Origin of the sequence: Acidovorax sp. Leaf160, from assembly GCF_001424265.1 — a bacterium.
Lineage (GTDB): Bacteria > Pseudomonadota > Gammaproteobacteria > Burkholderiales > Burkholderiaceae_C > Paracidovorax.
The window spans coordinates 131,669-150,204 of record NZ_LMOV01000012.1; the positions used below are offsets into that span (position 1 = coordinate 131,669).

17 protein-coding genes are annotated in these 18,536 nt (G+C 69.6%); 8 read left to right on the top strand and 9 right to left on the bottom strand.

What is annotated here, in order from left to right:
- Positions 1–86: 86 nt before the first annotated feature.
- The 9 genes from ASF94_RS07230 to ASF94_RS21880 all read right to left on the bottom strand — a co-directional run bounded on the left by ASF94_RS07230 (position 87) and on the right by ASF94_RS21880 (position 9,844).
- Positions 87–632, bottom strand: coding sequence for an Rrf2 family transcriptional regulator (locus ASF94_RS07230; RefSeq protein ID WP_056663692.1), 546 nt, complete (start codon positions 630–632; stop codon positions 87–89).
- A 214-nt stretch (positions 633–846) separates the two neighbouring features.
- Positions 847–1,239 (bottom strand): hypothetical protein, encoded by a 393-nt coding sequence (locus ASF94_RS07235; protein ID WP_056663695.1) that lies wholly within the window; start codon positions 1,237–1,239, stop codon positions 847–849.
- Between the two features lie 28 nt (positions 1,240–1,267).
- Complete coding sequence (gene kdpE, locus ASF94_RS07240; RefSeq protein ID WP_056664808.1) at positions 1,268–1,981, bottom strand: two-component system response regulator KdpE; 714 nt, start codon at positions 1,979–1,981, stop codon at positions 1,268–1,270.
- 22 nt (positions 1,982–2,003) lie between these two features.
- Entirely contained in the window at positions 2,004–4,745 is a 2,742-nt protein-coding gene (locus ASF94_RS07245; RefSeq protein WP_056663696.1) for a DUF4118 domain-containing protein, read from the bottom strand.
- A 105-nt stretch (positions 4,746–4,850) separates the two neighbouring features.
- On the bottom strand, positions 4,851–5,459 hold the full coding sequence (kdpC, locus tag ASF94_RS07250) for a potassium-transporting ATPase subunit KdpC (RefSeq protein ID WP_056663699.1): 609 nt from the start codon (positions 5,457–5,459) through the stop codon (positions 4,851–4,853).
- A gap of 39 nt (positions 5,460–5,498) precedes the next feature.
- Complete coding sequence (gene kdpB, locus ASF94_RS07255; RefSeq protein WP_056663701.1) at positions 5,499–7,664, bottom strand: potassium-transporting ATPase subunit KdpB; 2,166 nt, start codon at positions 7,662–7,664, stop codon at positions 5,499–5,501.
- A 146-nt stretch (positions 7,665–7,810) separates the two neighbouring features.
- Positions 7,811–9,619, bottom strand: a complete 1,809-nt coding sequence (kdpA, locus tag ASF94_RS07260; protein ID WP_056663702.1) for a potassium-transporting ATPase subunit KdpA — start codon at positions 9,617–9,619, stop codon at positions 7,811–7,813.
- A 1-nt stretch (position 9,620) separates the two neighbouring features.
- Positions 9,621–9,719: a potassium-transporting ATPase subunit F gene (locus ASF94_RS07265; RefSeq protein WP_082493042.1), complete on the bottom strand. Its 99-nt coding sequence runs from the start codon at positions 9,717–9,719 to the stop codon at positions 9,621–9,623.
- Positions 9,716–9,844 carry a hypothetical protein gene (locus ASF94_RS21880; protein ID WP_255355223.1) on the bottom strand — a complete coding sequence of 43 codons (129 nt, stop codon included), beginning with the start codon at positions 9,842–9,844 and terminating at the stop codon, positions 9,716–9,718. Before ASF94_RS21880 ends, ASF94_RS07265 begins: the two co-directional genes overlap by 4 nt.
- A gap of 392 nt (positions 9,845–10,236) precedes the next feature.
- On the opposite strand from ASF94_RS21880, the gene ASF94_RS07270 reads away from it, so the two are divergent.
- From ASF94_RS07270 to ASF94_RS07305, 8 genes are all read left to right on the top strand, one after another.
- A complete protein-coding gene (locus ASF94_RS07270) occupies positions 10,237–11,205 on the top strand; it encodes an ABC transporter substrate-binding protein (protein WP_056663708.1) in 969 nt (322 codons plus the stop codon).
- Complete coding sequence (locus ASF94_RS07275) at positions 11,205–12,014, top strand: ABC transporter permease (RefSeq protein WP_056663710.1); 810 nt, start codon at positions 11,205–11,207, stop codon at positions 12,012–12,014. The genes ASF94_RS07270 and ASF94_RS07275 overlap by 1 nt, the downstream gene beginning before the upstream one ends.
- On the top strand, positions 12,014–12,793 hold the full coding sequence (locus tag ASF94_RS07280; protein ID WP_056663714.1) for an ABC transporter ATP-binding protein: 780 nt from the start codon (positions 12,014–12,016) through the stop codon (positions 12,791–12,793). The genes ASF94_RS07275 and ASF94_RS07280 overlap by 1 nt, the downstream gene beginning before the upstream one ends.
- 25 nt (positions 12,794–12,818) lie before the next feature.
- Positions 12,819–13,601 (top strand): histidine utilization repressor, encoded by a 783-nt coding sequence (hutC, locus tag ASF94_RS07285; protein WP_082493043.1) that lies wholly within the window; start codon positions 12,819–12,821, stop codon positions 13,599–13,601.
- A 116-nt stretch (positions 13,602–13,717) separates the two neighbouring features.
- Positions 13,718–15,259 (top strand): histidine ammonia-lyase, encoded by a 1,542-nt coding sequence (hutH, locus tag ASF94_RS07290; RefSeq protein ID WP_056663720.1) that lies wholly within the window; start codon positions 13,718–13,720, stop codon positions 15,257–15,259.
- A 45-nt stretch (positions 15,260–15,304) separates the two neighbouring features.
- Positions 15,305–17,065 carry a urocanate hydratase gene (gene hutU, locus ASF94_RS07295; protein ID WP_056663723.1) on the top strand — a complete coding sequence of 587 codons (1,761 nt, stop codon included), beginning with the start codon at positions 15,305–15,307 and terminating at the stop codon, positions 17,063–17,065.
- Entirely contained in the window at positions 17,065–17,943 is an 879-nt protein-coding gene (locus tag ASF94_RS07300) for a phytanoyl-CoA dioxygenase family protein (protein WP_056663727.1), read from the top strand. The genes hutU and ASF94_RS07300 overlap by 1 nt, the downstream gene beginning before the upstream one ends.
- On the top strand, positions 17,940–18,530 hold the full coding sequence (locus ASF94_RS07305; protein ID WP_082493045.1) for a HutD family protein: 591 nt from the start codon (positions 17,940–17,942) through the stop codon (positions 18,528–18,530). Before ASF94_RS07300 ends, ASF94_RS07305 begins: the two co-directional genes overlap by 4 nt.
- Positions 18,531–18,536: the final 6 nt, after the last annotated feature.

The following is an 18,536-nucleotide window of genomic DNA, read 5'->3' on the forward strand; positions in this document are numbered from 1 at the left end:
AGCATGCGGCCAAAAGAGAGGGCTGCGTTCGTCAGGCCCCGGGAGCAGGGAGCGGCGCGGGCAGCCATGCCGCCCGCTCCGTCACCTCATGCCGAGCTGAGCTGGCCCAGCGCAAACACCGAGTTGGGCACGTTGCGGGCGGGTAGCTGTGTTCGCACCGCTTTGCGCGCGGCAGGCCGCGCTTCGCGCGCTGCGGGTTCCCACGCACCCGGCTGCACGGTCTGCTGTTTCAGCAGATCGGCCACGGTAATGGACTGCAGGTAGTCCTTCACGCGCGAGTGAAAAGACGTCCAGAGCTCCTCGGTCATCTCGGCCGAAGGCAGAGCGGAACCGTCCGACGCCGCCTCTGCCGCATCCGCAGGTGAGCGGGCCATGAATTTTTCCGACGCGGACACAATCTCGGCCACGGACAGTTCCTGAGGGCGACGGGTGAGCGTGTAGCCGCCGCCGGGGCCGCGGATGCTGGTGACGAGGCCCGCACGGCGCAACGCGCCAAAAATGTCTTCCAGGTACGACAGCGAAATGCCCTGGCGGGCGCTGATGCCCGGCAAAGCCACGGGGCCACCGTGGGAGCGCAGGGCCATGTCGGTCACTGCAGTCACGGCCATCTTGCCTCGGGTGGTCAAACGCATGATGAAAACTCCTTGCTGAATCACTGACGGCGCGCCGCCGCATCACGGCGTCGGATGGGGCGGGGGCCTCGCCGAACGGGGCCACGGTCACCCGTGCGAGGTCAGGGTGTGCCCAGAGGCACGAATGGGGGAAAAGGGGGAGGGGCGCGGTCGCGCGCGGAGCCTTGGGCCCTGAGTGCCGGGGGCGATGGCGGCGCGAAAGCGCCGCGATGCCTCAGGCGAAAAGACCGACGCGTGGTGGCTTGCGCGGAGTGGCAGGCGCGTGCGAGGCAGACCGCGACTGGTCCACCTGCAAAGGAGGATAGCTCTCGCCAGGCTGACGCAGCACCGCCGTGGGAGGTGTCAGCTCGTCCGGCAAATCATGCAGGTCGTCGGCAAGCGCGTGGCCGGGCATGTCGGGCACGGCATCGGACGGGGCGTGGGCGGGGGTATCGGCGACAGCCACCAGCGTGGGGTGCTGCAGTACGGATTCATCCAGGCTGGCGGTGACTGACGGGCCCGAGCCGGCGGTGAGCTCAGCGCCCAGAGGCTTGGCCACGCCCACGGCAGACACTCCTACGCTGAGGAAGAAGTGCAGAGTGAAGACCGTGATAAACCACCGAAGCATCGTGGGTAAATTATAGCCAGGCATACCTTCAGCCTGCGGGCAGTGGCTCCAGGACGAGGCGGTAGCCTACGCCCGTCTCGGTCAGCAGGTGTTTCGGTTGCGCAGGGTCGGCCTCCAGTTTGCGGCGCAGGTGGCCCATGTGGATGCGCAGGTAGTGGCTCCTGTCCACATGGCCCGGTCCCCAGACGTCGATCAACAGCTGGCGCTGCGTCAGCACCCGCCCGGGGTGGGCCGCCAGCACCGACAACATGCGGTATTCGATGGGTGTCAGGTGCACGGGCTGCCCGGCGCGCCAAACAGTGCGCGCGGCGCGGTCGACCTCCACGTCTCCGAACATCAGGCGCGGTTCCGGGTCCGCGCCGCCTTCGCCCAGCCGGGGCCGTCGCAGGTTGGCCCGCACGCGGGCCAGCAACTCGCCGGTACCGAAGGGCTTGGTCAGATAGTCATCGGCACCCGCGTCGAGCGCCGCGATCTTGTCGGCCTCGTCCGCACGGGCCGACAGCACGATGATGGTGACCGGCGACCAGGAACGCGCATCGCGGATCAGTTCCAGGCCGTCGCCGTCAGGCAGCCCCAGGTCCAGCACCACCAGGTCGGGCTTGCGCGTCGCCACCGCGGCCAGGCCCGCACGCAGCGTGTCCGCCTCGTGCACCAGCCAGCCCTCGCCTTCCAGGGCCGAACGCACGAAGCGCCGTATCTGCGGCTCATCCTCAATCACGATCACGGTGCGCGGTGCTTGCATGGCGGCCATTGTCTGCGAGTGCTCAGTCGGCCGTGAGCTCGGGCGGCTCGCGGCGCGGCAGGGCGAGGTGGAACACCGCGCCGCCTCCCGCCGCCGTCTCTGCCGTGATGTCTCCGCCGTGCGCCTGCGCAATGGCCTTGCAGATGGCAAGCCCGAGCCCGACGCCCGGTATGGACGATTCGACGTGTCCGCGGGTGAACTTGTCGAAGGGGGTGTGGCCCGGGCCGCGCAGGGAGGCGGGCAGCCCGGGCCCGTGGTCGGCGATGGTCAGGTGCAGCAGCGAATCGTCGGTCCACGCACGCACCTCGACGGGCGCTGCGCCGTATTTGGCCGCGTTCTCCAGCAAGTTGACCAGCACGCGTTCCACCAGCACCGCATCGAATTCGACCAGCGGAAGGTCGGCGGGCAAGTGCGTATGCACCGGCATGGCGCCCAGCGCCGCTTCGCTGGCCCGGATGGCAGCGCCCACCACTTCCTCCACCGACTGCCAGTCGCGCCGCAATTGCGGCCCGCCGCCCGGCAGGCCGCCGTCCAACCGGGCCATGTCCAGCAGATTGGTCACCAGGGCGTGCAGCGCGCGCGTCTGCTGGGCGATGGCCCGTGCGGTTTCGGCGTGACGCTCGGCGGGCTGGCCGGGCAAACCTTCGGCCAGCCCGCGCAGCACCGTCAGCGGCGTGCGGATGTCGTGCGACAGCGCGCCCAGCAGGGTGTTGCGCAGGCGCTCCGACTCCATGTCGACGACGGCCTGCTGCGCGATGTCCACGTAATGCACCCGCTCCAGCGCGATGGCGATCTGACGGGCCAGGGTGTCCAGCTGGCGCGCATGCTCCGGCACGGCCAGCACCCCAGGGTCGGGCAGGGTCAGGGCCAGCACGCCGCGAACGCGCATGGGCGCCTGCAGCGGCACGTAGCGCCAGGCGCGCGCGGACAGCGTCGCGGTCCCCAGGCCGGCCGCCTCGCCATGGCGAAAGGCCCATTCGGCCACGTCGCCGTCCCACCCGGGCGGGGGGGCGGCGGGCAACGCCAGCCGATCGGAGGCGTCGGTCAGCACCACCACCGCCTGGCCGCCGTAATAGGCGCGAATCGCCTGCTCGCCCAGCACGGCCACCTGTCCCGCCTCCAACGCGCCCGACAGCTCACGGGTCAGCTCGAAAAGCGAATGCGTGCGCCGCTCCCTTTCGGCGGCCACCCCCGCGGACGACCGCAGGCCGGCCGTCAGCTGCCCGATCACCAGGCCCACGGCCAGCATCACGGCGAAGGTGACGAGGTACTGCGCATCGCTGACCGCGAAGGACATGCTCGGCGGAACGAAGAAATAGTCGAAGGACAGCACGTTCAGCAGGGCCGCCAGGGCAGCGGGAGCGCGGCCCCAGCGCAGCGCCACCCCGAGCACGCCCAGCAGGAACAGCATGGCGATGTTCACTTCGTCGAGCGTCTTGTCGAGCGGCAGGGTGAGCAAGGTGAGCGCCACGCTGACGGCGGTGGCCCCTGCGAAACCCCAGGCTGCGCGGGCCGGGCGCGGGCTGGCCGCCGCCCGCGCGGCAGTGTCCGCCACGGGCGTGGAGGCCAGCGCCCGCGCCAGCGACCGATGCTGGGGCGCCGGGGCCACCTCGACGATGTCCACGCCAGGCAGCTGCTGGCTCAGTTGGCGGTGCAGGCTGGCCTGGGGCCACAGCCTGCGCCAGGCAGGCGCGGCGGCTGCCCGGCCGACCACCAGCGTCGCGCAGTTCAGCCGCGCTGCCTGCTCGGCCAGACCCCGTGGCACGCTGGGCGCGGTGGGCACGGCCGTTTCCGCGCCCAGGCTCTGCGCCAGCTGCAGCGTGGCCAGCGCCTGCTCGCGCCGGGCGGTGGGCAGGCGCCGCTGCGGCACTTCCACATGCACGGCATGCCAGCGCACGTTCAGCTGGCCGGCCAGCCGCGCCGCGGTGCGCACCGTCTGTGCCGACGCCGGCTGGCTGCCCACGGCCACCAGCAGCGCGCCGGAAGTGTTCCAGGCCTGCGCCGCGCCGCCAGCCGCAGCGCCGCTGCCGGAGTGCTCGATGCGCCAGTCGCGCATGTCGTCTTCCACGTGCTCGGCCGTGCGGCGCAGGGCGATCTCCCGCAGCGCGATCAAATTGCCGGTGCGAAAGAAATTGCGGGCAGCCTGCTGCGCCTGCGCGGGCACATAGACCTTGCCGGCCTTCAGGCGGGCCAGCAGTTCGTCGGGGGTGACGTCCACCAGCACCACTTCGTCGGCGTCATCCAGCACGGCGTCGGGCACGGTTTCGTGCACGCGGATGCCGGTGATGGTGCCCACTGTGCCGTTCAGGCTCTCCAGGTGCTGCACGTTCAGCGCCGTCCACACGTCGATGCCGGCGGCCAGGAGCTCCTGCACGTCCTGCCAGCGCTTGGCGTGCCGCGATCCGGGCGCGTTGGAATGGGCGAGTTCGTCCACCAGCAGCACCTGCGGACGTGCGGCGATGGCGGCGTCCAGGTCCAGCTCGTAGAGGGTACGGCCCCGGTAGGGCACCTGCCGCAGCGGCAGCACGGCCAGGCCCTCCAGCAGCGCAGCGGTTTCGGCGCGGCCGTGGGTTTCGATGACGCCCACGCGCACATCGCGCCCCGCCTGCCGCTCGCGCTGCGCGGCGCTCAACATCGACCAGGTCTTGCCCACGCCCGCGTTGGCGCCGAAGTAGATGCGCAGCCGCCCGGTGCGCTGGCCGGCTTCGTCGGAGCGCAGCTGCGCGATCAGGGCATCGGGGTCGGGACGGTCGATCTCGGGCATGTGGCGCAATGATGACTCAGGACGGGCCGGGCCTCGGCGGGGCTCCGGCGGGCAGGCAGGCGAGGGCGAGGAGGCAGTGCAGCGTCGGACGGATGGCGACCCGCCTCAGGGCGCGGCGCGCGCCGCCGTGCCGGCCTGGGCCAGCGCCAGGTTCAGCGCCAGCACGTTGACGCGGGGCTCGCCGACCAGGCCCCAGAGCGGTGCCTCCGTGTGGCGGTCGATCAGCGCCTGCACCGTGGTTTCCGGCAGGCCCCGCAGCCGCGCCACGCGGGCGGCCTGGTAGCGCGCTGCGGCGGGCGTGATGTGTGGGTCGAGCCCGCTGGCCGATGCGGTCACCAGGTCGACCGGCACGGGCGCCGTGTTGCCGGGGTCGGCCGCCCTGAGGGCCTGCACGCGGGCCTCGACGGCCTCGGTCAATGCGGGATTCAGCGGCCCCTGGTTCGACCCGCCCGATGCGGCGCCGTTGTTGGGCATGGGCGCGGTGGCCGATGGCCGGCTCCAGAAGTTGCGCGGGTCGGCAAACGGCTGGCCGATCAACGCGGAGCCGACCGTGCGGCCATCGCGCTCCAGCAGGCTGCCCTGGGCCTGCCAGGGGAAGGCGGCCTGCACCGCGCCGGTGACGACGGCAGGGTAGAGCAGCCCGGTGAACGCGCTGAGCGCTGCGAGCAGCACCACGGCGGGGCGAATCATGGAAGCAAGGAGGTGGTTGGCCATGGCAGTGGATCCTTCAGGCGACTTATCGGGAAACGGGGTTCAGACCAGGCCGGCAGCCGCCAGCAGCACGTCGATCAGCTTGATGCCGGCGAACGGCACGACCAGGCCGCCCAGGCCATAGATCGCCAGATTGCGGCGCAGCAGGGCCGCGGCGCCCACCGGGCGGTAGCGCACGCCCTTCAGGGCCAGCGGAATCAGGAACACGATGATCAGCGCGTTGAACACCACCGCCGACAGAATGGCCGAAGACGGGCTGGCCAGCTGCATGACGTTCAGCGCATTGAGCTGCGGGTAGGTCGCGGCGAAGAGGGCCGGCACGATGGCGAAGTACTTCGCGACGTCGTTGGCGATGGAGAACGTGGTGAGCGAGCCGCGGGTCATCAGCAGCGCCTTGCCGGTTTCCACCACTTCCAGCAGCTTGGTGGGGTTGGAGTCCAGGTCGACCATGTTGCCGGCCTCCTTGGCCGCCTGCGTGCCGCTGCCCATGGCGACGGCCACGTCGGCCTGGGCCAACGCGGGCGCGTCGTTGGTGCCGTCGCCCGTCATGGCGACGAGATGGCCCTCCGCCTGGTACTTGCGGATGCGCGCCAGCTTGTCCTCGGGCGTGGCCTCGGCCAGGAAGTCGTCCACGCCGGCCTCGGCCGCGATGGCCGCCGCCGTGAGGCGGTTGTCGCCGGTGATCATCACCGTCTGGATGCCCATGCGGCGCAGTTCGGCGAAGCGTTCCTTGATGCCGGCCTTGACCACGTCCTTCAGCTCGACGATGCCGAGGATGCGCGCGCCTTCCGCCACCGCCAGCGGCGTGCTGCCGCGGCGGGCCACGTCGTCTGCCGTGGCCTGCACGGCGGCTGGAATCATGCCGCCCAGCGACTCGACATGTCGCAGCACTGCATGCACCGCGCCCTTGCGCACGGCGAGAGGCGCGGTGCCGGTGGCCGGCGCGGGCAGGTCGATGCCGCTCATGCGGGTCTGGGCGGTGAAGGGCACGAAGACGGCGTCGGGCACTGCCTCTGCCAGCACGCCCGCCTGGTGGGCCAGCGCCACGATGCTGCGGCCCTCGGGCGTCTCGTCGGACAGCGACGCCAGCAGGGCCGCGCGGGCCAGCGTGCCGCTGTCGCAGCCCGGTGCCGGCAGGAAGGCGCTGGCCTGGCGGTTGCCGTGGGTGATGGTGCCGGTCTTGTCCAGCAGCAGCACGTCCACGTCGCCGGCGGCTTCCACTGCGCGGCCCGAGGTGGCGATCACGTTGGCCTGCATCATGCGGCTCATGCCTGCCACGCCCACGGCGGACAGCAGCCCGCCGATGGTGGTGGGAATGAGGCACACCAGCAGCGCGATCAGCGCCGCCAGCGGCACGGCGCTGCCGGCGCCCGCCGCCTGCACGCTGAAGAGCGAAAACGGCAGCAGCGTGGACGTGACGACCAGGAAGACGATGGTCAGCGCCACCAGCAGGATGGTGAGCGCGATCTCGTTGGGCGTCTTCTGGCGGCGGGCGCCTTCCACCATGCCGATCATGCGGTCGAGAAACGATTCGCCGGGGTTGACGGCGATGCGCACGATGAGCCAGTCCGACAGCACGCGCGTGCCGCCCGTCACGGCGGAGAAGTCGCCGCCCGACTCGCGCACCACCGGAGCCGACTCGCCGGTGATGGCGCTCTCGTCCACCGACGCCACGCCGTCCACCACCTCGCCATCCAGCGGGATGACGTCGCCGGTCTCGACCAGCACCACGTCGCCACGCCGCAGGTCGCTGGCCTGGGCGGGCAGCCAGGCGCGGTCGGCGCTGGGCCAGCCGGCCTTGAGCTTCTTGGCCCAGGTGTCCTTGCGCAGGCCCTTGAGCGACGCCGCCTGCGCCTTGCTGCGGCCTTCGGCCAGCGCCTCGGCGAAGTTGGCGAACAGCACCGTGAACCACAGGCCCAGCGCCACCGCCAGCACGAAGCGGGGCGCCATGCCGCTGGCCTGGGCCGCCTCGGGCGCTGCCATGGCCTGCGCCCAGAGCAGCGTGGTCACGATGCTGCCCACATACACCACGAACATCACCGGGTTGCGCCACTGCGCAGCGGGGTTGAGCTTGGTGATGGCGCCGACCAGCGCCGGCTTGATCAGGGCCGCGTCCCATAGCGAGGGCACTGCGGGTTTCACGGAAGAGGGAACGGGTGCCGCAGCCGCCGTGGCGCCGGGCGTGGGGGAAGGTAGGGGGGCGGACATGGTTGTCTTTCTGGAGGCGCTTCACTCGCCCTGCCCACAGCGGGCGGGCAGGGTGATGAGGGTGATCGGGGCGCTCAGGCTGTCAAGCGATCAAGCGATCAAGCGATCAAGCGATCAAGCGATCAGGTGGGCAGGCGATCAGGCGGTCAGTGGGCAGGCCAGAGCATCAGGTGCTCGACCACCGGTCCTAGCGCCAGCGAGGGCACGTAGTTCAGCAGGCCGACCAGCAGCACGGTGGCGACCAGCAGGGCCACGAACAGCGGGCCGTGCGTGGGCAGGGTGCCGCTGGTGACGGGCAGGCGCTGCTTGGCGGCCAGCGCGCCGGCAATGGCCAGCACCGGCACGATCACGCCGAAGCGGCCCAGCCACATCGCCACGCCCAGCAGGGCGTTGTAGAAGGGCGTGTTGGCCGACAGGCCGGCGAACGCGCTGCCGTTGTTGTTGGCGGCCGAGGTGAAGGCGTACAGCACCTCCGAGAAACCGTGCGCGCCGGGGTTGGCGATGCCCGCGGTGCCCGCGCCCGTGCTCACCGCCACGGCGGTGCCCAGCAGCACCACGATGGGCGTGACCAGGATGGCCAGCGACACCAGCTTCATCTCCCGCACCTCGATCTTCTTGCCGAGGTATTCGGGCGTGCGGCCGATCATCAGCCCGGCGATGAACACCGCGAGCATGGCGAACACCAGCATGCCGTAGAGCCCGCTGCCGACGCCGCCGAACACCACTTCGCCCAGTTGCATCAGCACCAGCGGCACCAGCCCGCCCAGGGGCGTGAGCGAATCGTGCATGGCGTTGACCGCACCGCACGACGCCGCCGTGGTCACCGCGGCGAACAGGGCCGAGGCGGTGATGCCGAAGCGCACCTCCTTGCCCTCCATGTTGCCGCCGGCTGCGAGCACGCTCGCCGTCTGGTCGACGCCCAGGCGAGTGAGGGCCGGGTTGCCGGCCTGCTCGGCGGCGGTGATGGCGACCACGGCGGCCACGAACAGCACCGTCATTGCAGCCAGCAGCGCCCAGCCCTGGCGCACGTCGCCCACCACGCGGCCGAAGGCAAAGCACAGGGCGGTCGGGATGAGGAAGATGGCCAGCATCTCGACGAAGTTGGCCAGCGCCGTCGGGTTCTCGTACGGGTGGGCCGAATTGGCGTTGAAGAAGCCGCCCCCGTTGGTGCCCAGCATCTTGATGGCCTCCTGCGATGCCACCGGGCCCATGGCGAGGGTCTGCGTATCGGTGCGCGCGGCATCGGTCGCCGGGACGCCGGCGGCATCCAGCACGGGCTGGCCGGCAGCGTCCAGGCGCGGCGCCTGGTAGACGGTGGTTTCCAGCGTGCTCACCGTGGCGTCGGCTTTGAAGTTCTGGATCACGCCCTGGCCCGCCAGCACCATCGCAATGGCGAACGAGAGAGGTGCCAGCACCCACAGCGTGATGCGGGTCATGTCGGCCCAGAAGTTGCCGACCAGCCCCTGCGGGTCCGCACGCCGGCCGGCGAAGCCACGCGACAGCGCGAATACCACCGCGATGCCGGTTGCGGCGGAGAGGAAGTTCTGCACCGTCAGGCCCAGCATCTGCGTCAGATGGCTCATGGTGGCTTCGCCCGCATAGCCCTGCCAGTTGGTGTTGGCGACGAAGCTGACTGCGGTGTTGAAGGCTGAATCGGGCGCCACTGCGGCGCGCTGCATGGGGTTCAGCGGCAACCGGTCCTGCAACCGCTGCAGGGCATACAGCAGCACGGCGCCGAGGCCGTTGAAGGCGATGAGGTTCAGCGCATAGCGGTGCCAGGGCATGGCCACGTCGGGCTGCACGCCGGCCAGCCGGTAGAGGGGGGCCTCGATGCGCTGCAGCAGGCGGGGCAGGCGGCCCTCGCACAGCGCGGCCAGCACGCGGCCCAGCGGCCAGGCCAGCAGCGCCAGCACGGCCAGGAAGGGGGCGAGCAGCCCCCAGGCGGATGCGGTCATTTCAGAATTCCTCCGCGCAGATCAACGCGAACACCAGATAGGCGAACAGCAGCACCGCCACCATGCCGGCCAGGCCATACAGCACGTCGGTCGTCATCACGCCCGCTCCCCGCGCGGCGCGGCGGACCGATGCAGCCACCAGGCCAGTTCCGCCGCCCCCACCCACAACACCGCTATCGCGGCCACCCAGATCGCATCCATCGCATGGCTTTCGTTGTCCAACATGGCGGCGATTCTGGAAATTCGCGCGCAAAGACAGTGCAGAGATGGGAGGGCGGGTTGTATAGAAACCGTAAATGCCCAAGGCGGGGCGCTGCGTGCTGGCTGCTATGAAAAGAGTAGCTAACTACCCAGGTGGGATGGGCGCAGGCGGGCGAATTCACCAAGGAAGACGCCTTCCCGCAAGCCTCTGCACACACATGCCTATACAGGTTGGCCCACGTCTTGCATGGATGGCCGGGCAGTCTTCCGGGCTGCACCGGCCGGGTGCGCAGCGCCTTGTCGGGCTGACCGGGCGGGGGAAAGCACGTGGTGTTTTCCCTGTATAGACAGCCGTGCGGCGCGCGCATCATTCCGGCGCGGTGGACTTTCGATGGATTTCACAAGGAGCTGATCACATGAACCGAACGATGGGTTGCAAGATGGCGTCGCTGATGGCGGCCGGGGCGTGTCTGCTGGGCGCGGCCACGGCGGTGCAGGCGCAGGACACGAAGATCGCGCTGGGCATGTCGGGCTGGACGGGCTTCGCGCCGCTCACGCTCGCCGACAAGGCGGGACTCTTCAAGAAGAACGGGCTCGACGTGGAACTGAAGATGATTCCGCAGAAGGACCGGCATCTGGCGCTGGCTTCCAAGGCCATCCAGTGCGCCGCCACCACCGTGGAAACGCATGTGGCCTGGAACACCAATGGCGTGCCCATCGTGCAGATCTTCCAGATGGACAAGTCCTACGGCGCCGACGGCATCGCGGTGCGCAATGACGTCAAGAGCTTCGCCGACCTGAAAGGCAAGACCGTCGCCGTCAGCGCGCCGGGCACCGCACCGTATTTCGGCCTCGCCTGGATGCTGTCGAAGAACGGCATGAGCCTGAAGGACGTGAAGACCGTGTCGCTGGAGCCGCAGCCGGCGGCGCAGGCCTTCGTGGCCGGCCAGAACGATGCGGCCATGACCTACGAGCCGTATCTGTCCACCGTCCGCGCCAATCCGCAGGCCGGCAAGATCCTGGCGACCACCATCGACTACCCGATGGTGATGGACACCGTCGGCTGCGCGCCCGAATGGCTCAAGGCGAACCCCAAGGCCGCGCAGGCGCTTACACAGTCGTATTTCGATGCGCTGGAGATGATCAAGAGCGACCCGGCCAAGGCCAACGAGATCATGGGCGCGGCCGTCAAGCAGACGGGCGAGGCCTTCGCCAAGTCGTCTGCCTTCCTGCGCTGGCAGGACAAGGCGGCGAACCAGAAGTTCTTCGCGGGTGAACTGCAGCAGTTCATGAAAGACGCAGCCGCCGTGCTGCTGGAGGCGGGCGTCATCCGCAAGCAGCCCGACAGCTTCGGCGCCATGTTCGACGACAGCTTCATCAAGTGATGCCTGCAGTGCGCCCGACCCCCGTCCGCCGCAGCCTGCGCCCGTTGGAGCCCGTGGGCGCGGCCACGCGCTGGCTGCTCGGCACGGCGTTCTTCGTGCTGTTCTTCGCGGTGTGGGCGGTGGCGACGCTGGGCGGCTTCGTCTCGCCCACCTTCCTGGCCAGCCCCGTCACCATGGTGCAGGAGGGCTGGCTGCTGTTCACGCAGTTCGACTTCCTGCACGACATCGGCATGACGGTGTGGCGGGTGCTGGGCGGCTTCGTCCTGGCGGCCATCGTGGCGGTGCCGCTGGGCATCGGCATGGGCGCCCACAAGGGGTTCGAGGCCTTCCTCGAACCCTTCGTCTCGTTCTGCCGCTACCTGCCGGCCTCGGCCTTCATTCCGCTGCTGATCCTCTGGGCGGGGCTGGGCGAGATGCAGAAGCTGCTGGTGATCTTCATCGGCTCGGTGTTCCAGATCATCCTGATGGTCGCCGTGATCGTGGGCAGCGCGCGCCGCGATCTGGTCGAAGCCGCCTATACGCTCGGCGCCACGCCTACCGGCATCGTGCGGCGCGTGCTCATTCCCGGGGCGGCGCCCGACATCGCCGAGACGCTGCGGCTCGTGCTGGGCTGGGCCTGGACCTATGTGATCGTGGCGGAACTCATCGGCTCGTCCTCGGGCATCGGCCACATGATCACCGACAGCCAGGCGCTGCTGAACACGGGGCAGATCATCTTCGGCATCATCGTGATCGGCGTCATCGGGCTGGTTTCCGATTCGCTGTTCAAGGCGCTCAACCGCCGCCTCTTCGCCTGGAGCACCATCTGATGAGCGAGCTGTCCATCCAGGGTGTGTCGCGCACCTTCACTTCCGCCAAGGGCCAGGCCACGCAGGCCCTGCTGCCGGTCGACTTCCACGTGGCCGACAACGACTTCGTGACCATCCTCGGCCCCTCGGGCTGCGGCAAGTCGACCATGCTGCGCATCGTCGCAGGCCTGGACCACCCCACCAGCGGGCAGGTGCTGCTGGACGGCCGCCCCGTGGACGGCCCGGGTGCCGACCGGGGCATGGTGTTCCAGAGCTACACGCTGTTCCCCTGGCTCACCATCGAGCAGAACATCCGCTTCGGCCTGCGCGAGCGCGGCATGCCCGAGGCGCAGCAGAAAGAGCGCGCGGCGTATTTCATCGCCAAGGTGGGCCTGCGGGGCTTCGAGCAGCACTATCCGAAGCAGCTGTCCGGCGGCATGCAGCAGCGCACGGCCATCGCCCGGGCGCTCGCCAACGACCCCAAGATCCTGCTGATGGACGAACCCTTCGGTGCGCTCGACAACCAGACCCGCGTGCTGATGCAGGAGCTGCTGCTGGGCATCTGGGAGGCCGAGCGCAAGACGGTGATGTTCGTCACCCACGACATCGACGAAGCCATCTTCATGGCCAACCGCGTGGCCGTGTTCAGCGCGCGGCCGGGGCGCATCAAGACCGAACTGGCGGTCGATCTGCCGCATCCGCGGCACTACACGATCAAGACCTCGCCCGAGTTCATGCAACTCAAGGCGCGGCTGACCGAGGAGATCCGCGCCGAGTCGATGGCGGCGGATGCGCACTGAGGCTGCGCTGCTAGAGTCCCGCGCCATGAAGTCTTCAGCACGCAAGAGCCCCGTGAAGCGCCCGGCCGCGCAGGCCCCCGCCGAACCCGCCGTGGCGCTCTACCAGCAGGTCAAGGACCACATCGTGCGCCGCATCCAGGACGGTTCCTGGCGCGCGGGCGACCGCCTGCCGTCCGAGAACGAGCTGGTGCTGCAGTTCGGCATGTCCCGCATGACGGTGAACCGGGCGCTGCGCGAGCTGATGGAGCAGGGCCGCATCGTTCGCGTGGCGGGCGTGGGCAGTTTCGTGGCGGAAGACAAGCCGCAGTCCACCCTGCTGCAGATCGCCAATCTGGCCAGCGAGATCCGCCAGCGCGGGCACGACTACCACTGCGACGTGCTGACCGTGGAGCGCGTCGCCGCCACGCTGGAGATCGCTGCGGCGCTGGATTTGCGGACCGGCGAATCGGTGTTCCATTCGCTGTGCGTGCACCGCGAGGACGGGGTGCCGGTGCAGCTGGAAGACCGCTATGTGAACCCGCGGGCTGTGCCGGACTTCGGCACGCAGGACTTCACGCGGCTGCAGCCGTCCGAATACCTGGTGCGCAACGTGCCCTTCGACCAGATGGAGCATGTGGTCGATGCCGTGCTGGCCACGCCGGAGCAGGCCCGGCTGCTGGACATGGCCGCCACCGACCCCTGCCTGCTGCTCACCCGGCGCACCTGGTCGCGCGGCGTGCCCGTCACGATCGTGCGCTGCCTGCACCCGGGCTCCCGCTACCGGCTGGGCAGCCGGATCCGCGCGGACGGGCATCCACTGGTCGGGTAGGGCCGGTGCTCAATGTCTTGTCTATACAAGATGGGATTTCCGTGATTCAATAATGACCAACGGCTGCGCAACAGCCGCTTTTAATCCAGATATAGTTGTATAGACAGGATGCATCCATGAGTGCCGACCCGACTTCCCTCGTCCTTCGCCCGGGCCACGTGACGCTGGCCGATCTGCGCGCCATCGCTGCGGGCGGCGTGCAGCTGGCCCTGGACCCATCGGCGCTGCCTGCCATGCAGGCCGCCCAGGCGGCCGTGGACCGCATCGTCGAAGCGGATGAGGTGGTCTACGGCATCAACACCGGCTTCGGCAAGCTGGCCAGCACCCAGATCGCGCAGGAACGCCTGGCGGAACTGCAGCGTAACCTGGTGCTGTCGCACAGTGTCGGAACCGGCGAGCCCTTGGGCGACGACGTGGTGCGCATGGTGCTGGCGACCAAGGCCATCAGCCTGGCGCGCGGGCACTCGGGCATACGCCCGGCGCTGGTCGATGCGCTGCTGGCGCTGGCCAACGCCGACGTGCTGCCGGTCATTCCCGCCAAGGGCTCGGTGGGCGCGTCGGGCGACCTGGCGCCGCTCGCCCATCTGGCGTGCGTGCTGATCGGTGAGGGCTTCGCCAAGGTGCAGGGCCAGGTTGTTCCAGGCCGCGAGGCGATGGCCGCCGTGGGGCTGGAGCCGTTCGTGCTGGGCCCGAAGGAAGGGCTGGCGCTGCTCAACGGCACGCAGGTGTCCACCGCGCTGGCGCTGGCCGGGCTGTTCGGCGCCGAAAGCGTGTTCGCCGCCGGCCTGGTGGCGGGCTGCCTGACGCTGGAAGCCATCAAGGGCTCCGTCAGACCCTTCGATGCGCGGATCCACGAGGCGCGTGGCCAGGCCGGTCAGATGGCCGTGGCGGCGGCGGTGCGCGGCCTGCTGGAGGGCAGCGCCATCGATCCATCCCATCCGAACTGCGGCCGCGTGCAGGACCCGTATTCGATCCGCTGCGTGCCCCAGGTGATGGGCGCCTGCCTGGACAACCTGAACCATGCGGCGCGCGTGCTGCAGATCGAGGCCAACGCCGCGTCGGACAACCCGCTGGTCTTCACCGACACGGGCGAAGTGATCTCCGGCGGCAACTTCCATGCCGAGCCGGTCGCCTTCGCGGCCGACATCCTGGCGCTGGCGCTGGCCGAGATCGGTGCCATGTCGGAACGCCGCCTGGCGCTGCTGCTCGACACCGGCCTGTCGGGCCTGCCGGCCTTCCTGATCCGCGACAGCGGCGTCAATTCGGGCTTCATGATCGCGCAGGTCACCGCCGCCGCGCTGGCGGCCGAGAACCAGTGCCTGGCCCACCCGAGCAGCGTGACCAGCCTGCCCACGTCGGCCAACCAGGAAGACCACGTCTCCATGGCGACCTATGCCGCCCGCCGGTTGCTGGACATGGCGCGCAACACGGGCGTCATCGTCGGCATCGAGGCCATGGCCGCCGCGCAGGGGATGGAATTCGACCGCAGCCTGAAAAGCTCCGTGCTGATCGAAGCGCAGTTCGCCGCCGTCCGCACGCGCGTCGCTTTCCTGGAGCAGGACCGCTATCTGGCACCCGACATCGAGGCGATGCGTGTCTGGGCGCAGGAAGCCTCCTGGCCGGATCCGCTGCGGGCCTGCCTGCCCAGCTACCAGTGACCTGACGCCCGTTCTCTTCGCCCATTCTTTGCAAGGATCAACGCCATGAACGCCAACGACGCCATCCTGTCCGCCGCTGCTCCCGCAAGCGCCAACGCCAACGCCAACGTCCCAGTCAGCGCCGACCCGCGCCACGACCCCACCCGCGTCATCCGCGCGCCGCGCGGCAACCACCTGCATTGCAAGAACTGGCTGGCCGAAGCCGCCTACCGCATGCTGCAGAACAACCTGGACCCGGACGTGGCGGAGAACCCGCAGTCGCTGGTGGTCTATGGCGGCATCGGCCGTGCCGCGCGCAACTGGGAATGCTTCGACCAGATCCTTGCTTCCCTCAAAACGCTGGAAGCCGACGAATCGCTGCTGATCCAGTCCGGCAAGCCGGTAGGCGTGTTCAAGACGCACGAGAATGCGCCGCGCGTGCTGCTGGCCAACTCCAACCTGGTGCCGAAATGGGGCACCTGGGAGCATTTCAATGAGCTGGACCGCAAGGGCCTCTTCATGTACGGCCAGATGACCGCCGGCAGCTGGATCTACATCGGCAGCCAGGGCATCGTGCAGGGCACGTTCGAGACCTTCGTGGAGGCCGGCCGCCAGCACTACGGCAACGATCTGTCGGGCAAGTGGATCCTGACCGCCGGCCTGGGCGGCATGGGCGGCGCGCAGCCGCTGGCGGCCACGCTGGCCGGTGCCTGCTCGCTGAACATCGAATGCAAGCAGAGCAGCATCGACTTTCGCCTGCGCACCCGCTACGTGGACAAGCAGGCCCGGGACATCGACGACGCGCTGGCGCTCATCGCGCACCACACCGCGAAGAAGGAAGCCGTCTCCATCGCGCTGCTGGGCAACGCGGCCGAAGTGCTGCCGGAGCTGGTGCGGCGCGCGAAGGCCGGCGGCCCCCGGCCCGACATCGTGACCGACCAGACGTCGGCCCACGACCTGGTCAACGGCTACCTGCCGGTGGGCTGGACCGTGGAGCAGTGGCAGGCGGCCGCTGCCGACCCGGCCCAGCACGCCCGCCTGGTGCAGGCGGCGGCCGAAGGCTGCGCCGTGCATGTGCAGGCCATGCTCGACTTTCAGGCCCTGGGCGTGCCCACGGTCGATTACGGCAACAACATCCGCCAGGTCGCCTTCGACCAGGGCGTGAAGAACGCCTTCGACTTCCCCGGCTTCGTGCCGGCCTACATCCGGCCGCTGTTCTGCGAAGGCAAGGGCCCGTTCCGCTGGGTGGCGCTCTCGGGCGACCCGGAAGACATCTACAAGACCGACGCCAAGATCAAGGAACTGTTCCCCGAGAACAAGCACACCCACCGCTGGCTGGACATGGCCCGCGAGCGCATCGCCTTCCAGGGCCTGCCCGCGCGCATCTGCTGGCTGGGCCTGGGCGAGCGCCACAAGGCGGCGCTGGCCTTCAACGAGATGGTGAAGAACGGCGAGCTGAAGGCGCCCATCGTCATCGGCCGCGACCACCTGGACACCGGCTCGGTCGCCAGCCCCAACCGCGAAACCGAGGCCATGAAGGACGGTACCGACGCCGTCAGCGACTGGCCGCTGCTGAACGCGCTGCTCAACACGGCCGGCGGCGCCACCTGGGTCAGCCTGCACCACGGCGGCGGCGTGGGCATGGGCTATTCGCAACATGCAGGCGTGGTGATCGTGGCCGACGGCACGGACGAAGCCGCCGCGCGCCTCGCCCGCGTGCTGTGGAACGACCCCGCCAGCGGCGTGATGCGCCATGCCGATGCGGGCTACGACATCGCCATCGCCACGGCGAAGCAGCAGGGGTTGAAGCTGCCGATGGTGAAGTGATGCTGCGCGCCGCCGTCACTCCCGAAATTCTCCGCCGCGCGGGCGAACACGTCACCGACGCGCTGGTGGAGGATTTCGCGCGCGACGGCGCGGTCTGCCTGCGCGGCCTGCTCACACCCGCCGAAGTCGCCTTGCTGCGGGACGGCATCGACACCAACTTGGCCGCGCCCAGTCCGCGCGCGAAGGTCGCCAGCCGGCCGGACGACCCGGGCAGGTTCTTCGAGGACTTCTGCAACTGGCAGGACATTCCGGCATTCGGGCGTTTCATTGCCGAAACTCCCGTGGCCCTGGCGGCGCAGCGGCTGATGCAGTCGCGCAGCGTGCGGCTCTACCACGACCATGTGCTGGTCAAGGAGCCCGGAACGCGGCAGCGCACGCCCTGGCACCAGGACCAGCCCTACTACAACATCGATGGCATGCAGAACGTGAGCTGCTGGATTCCGGTGGATGCGGTGCCGCGTGCCAGCACGCTGGAGTTCGTGGCGGGCTCGCACCGGGGGCCTTGGCTCATGCCGCGCAGTTTCATGGACCATCAGGCGAAGTGGTTTCCCGAAGGCAGCCTGCAGGACCTGCCGGACGTGGACGGCGACATAAGCGCCTTCGACATCATCGGTTGGGACATCGCACCCGGCGACGTGGTGTGCTTTCACATGCTGACGCTGCATGCGGCCGGCGGCTTCGAGGGGCCAGGGCGGCGGCGCGTGTTTTCGGTGCGCTTCGTGGGCGACGATGTGCGGCATGCGCCCCGCGCCTGGAAGACCTCGCCCGAATTTCCCGGTCTGGCCGACCAGCTGCCTGCCGGCGCGCCCCTGGCGCACCCACTGTTCCCGCTGCTGGCGGGAGATGACGAGACAACGCACACACCGACCGAGCCATGACACTGCACCGTTTCGACCTGAATGACATCGCCCCCACCCCATGGAAGAACGGTGGCGGCACCACGCGGGAGATCGCCTGCTGGCCGCCCGGTGCGGGCACGGGCGACTTCGGCTGGCGCGTGAGCGTGGCGACGGTCGAGCAGGCGGGCCCGTTCTCGGCCTTTCCGGGTGTGGACCGGCAGATCATGTGGCTGGCGGGGGGCGGGCTGCGCGTGCGCTCGGCCGATGGCGCCATCGACCGGCTTCTGCAGGCGCCGTGGCAGCCGTTCGCGTTTGCTGGCGAAGCCGCGCTCGACTGCACGCTGGCGGGAGCGGTGTCGCAAGACTTCAACCTGATGCTGCGGCGCGGCGCGTGGCGTGGGCAGATCGACGTGGTGCACCGGGGCGTGCAGCCGGGGGTGGCGGTGGCCGGGCTCTGCCTGGTGCTGGCGGGCCGTTGGCTGCAGGGCGGCGTGGTGCTGCAAGCCGGGCAGGGGCTTTGGTGGAGCGAGGCGACGGCGACGGGCCCGATGGCGCCCGATGGGGCGGCGGACGAGTCGGGCGCCCGTCCTGCGCTGGCGTGGATCGAACTGCATCCGGAAATTTGAACGAAA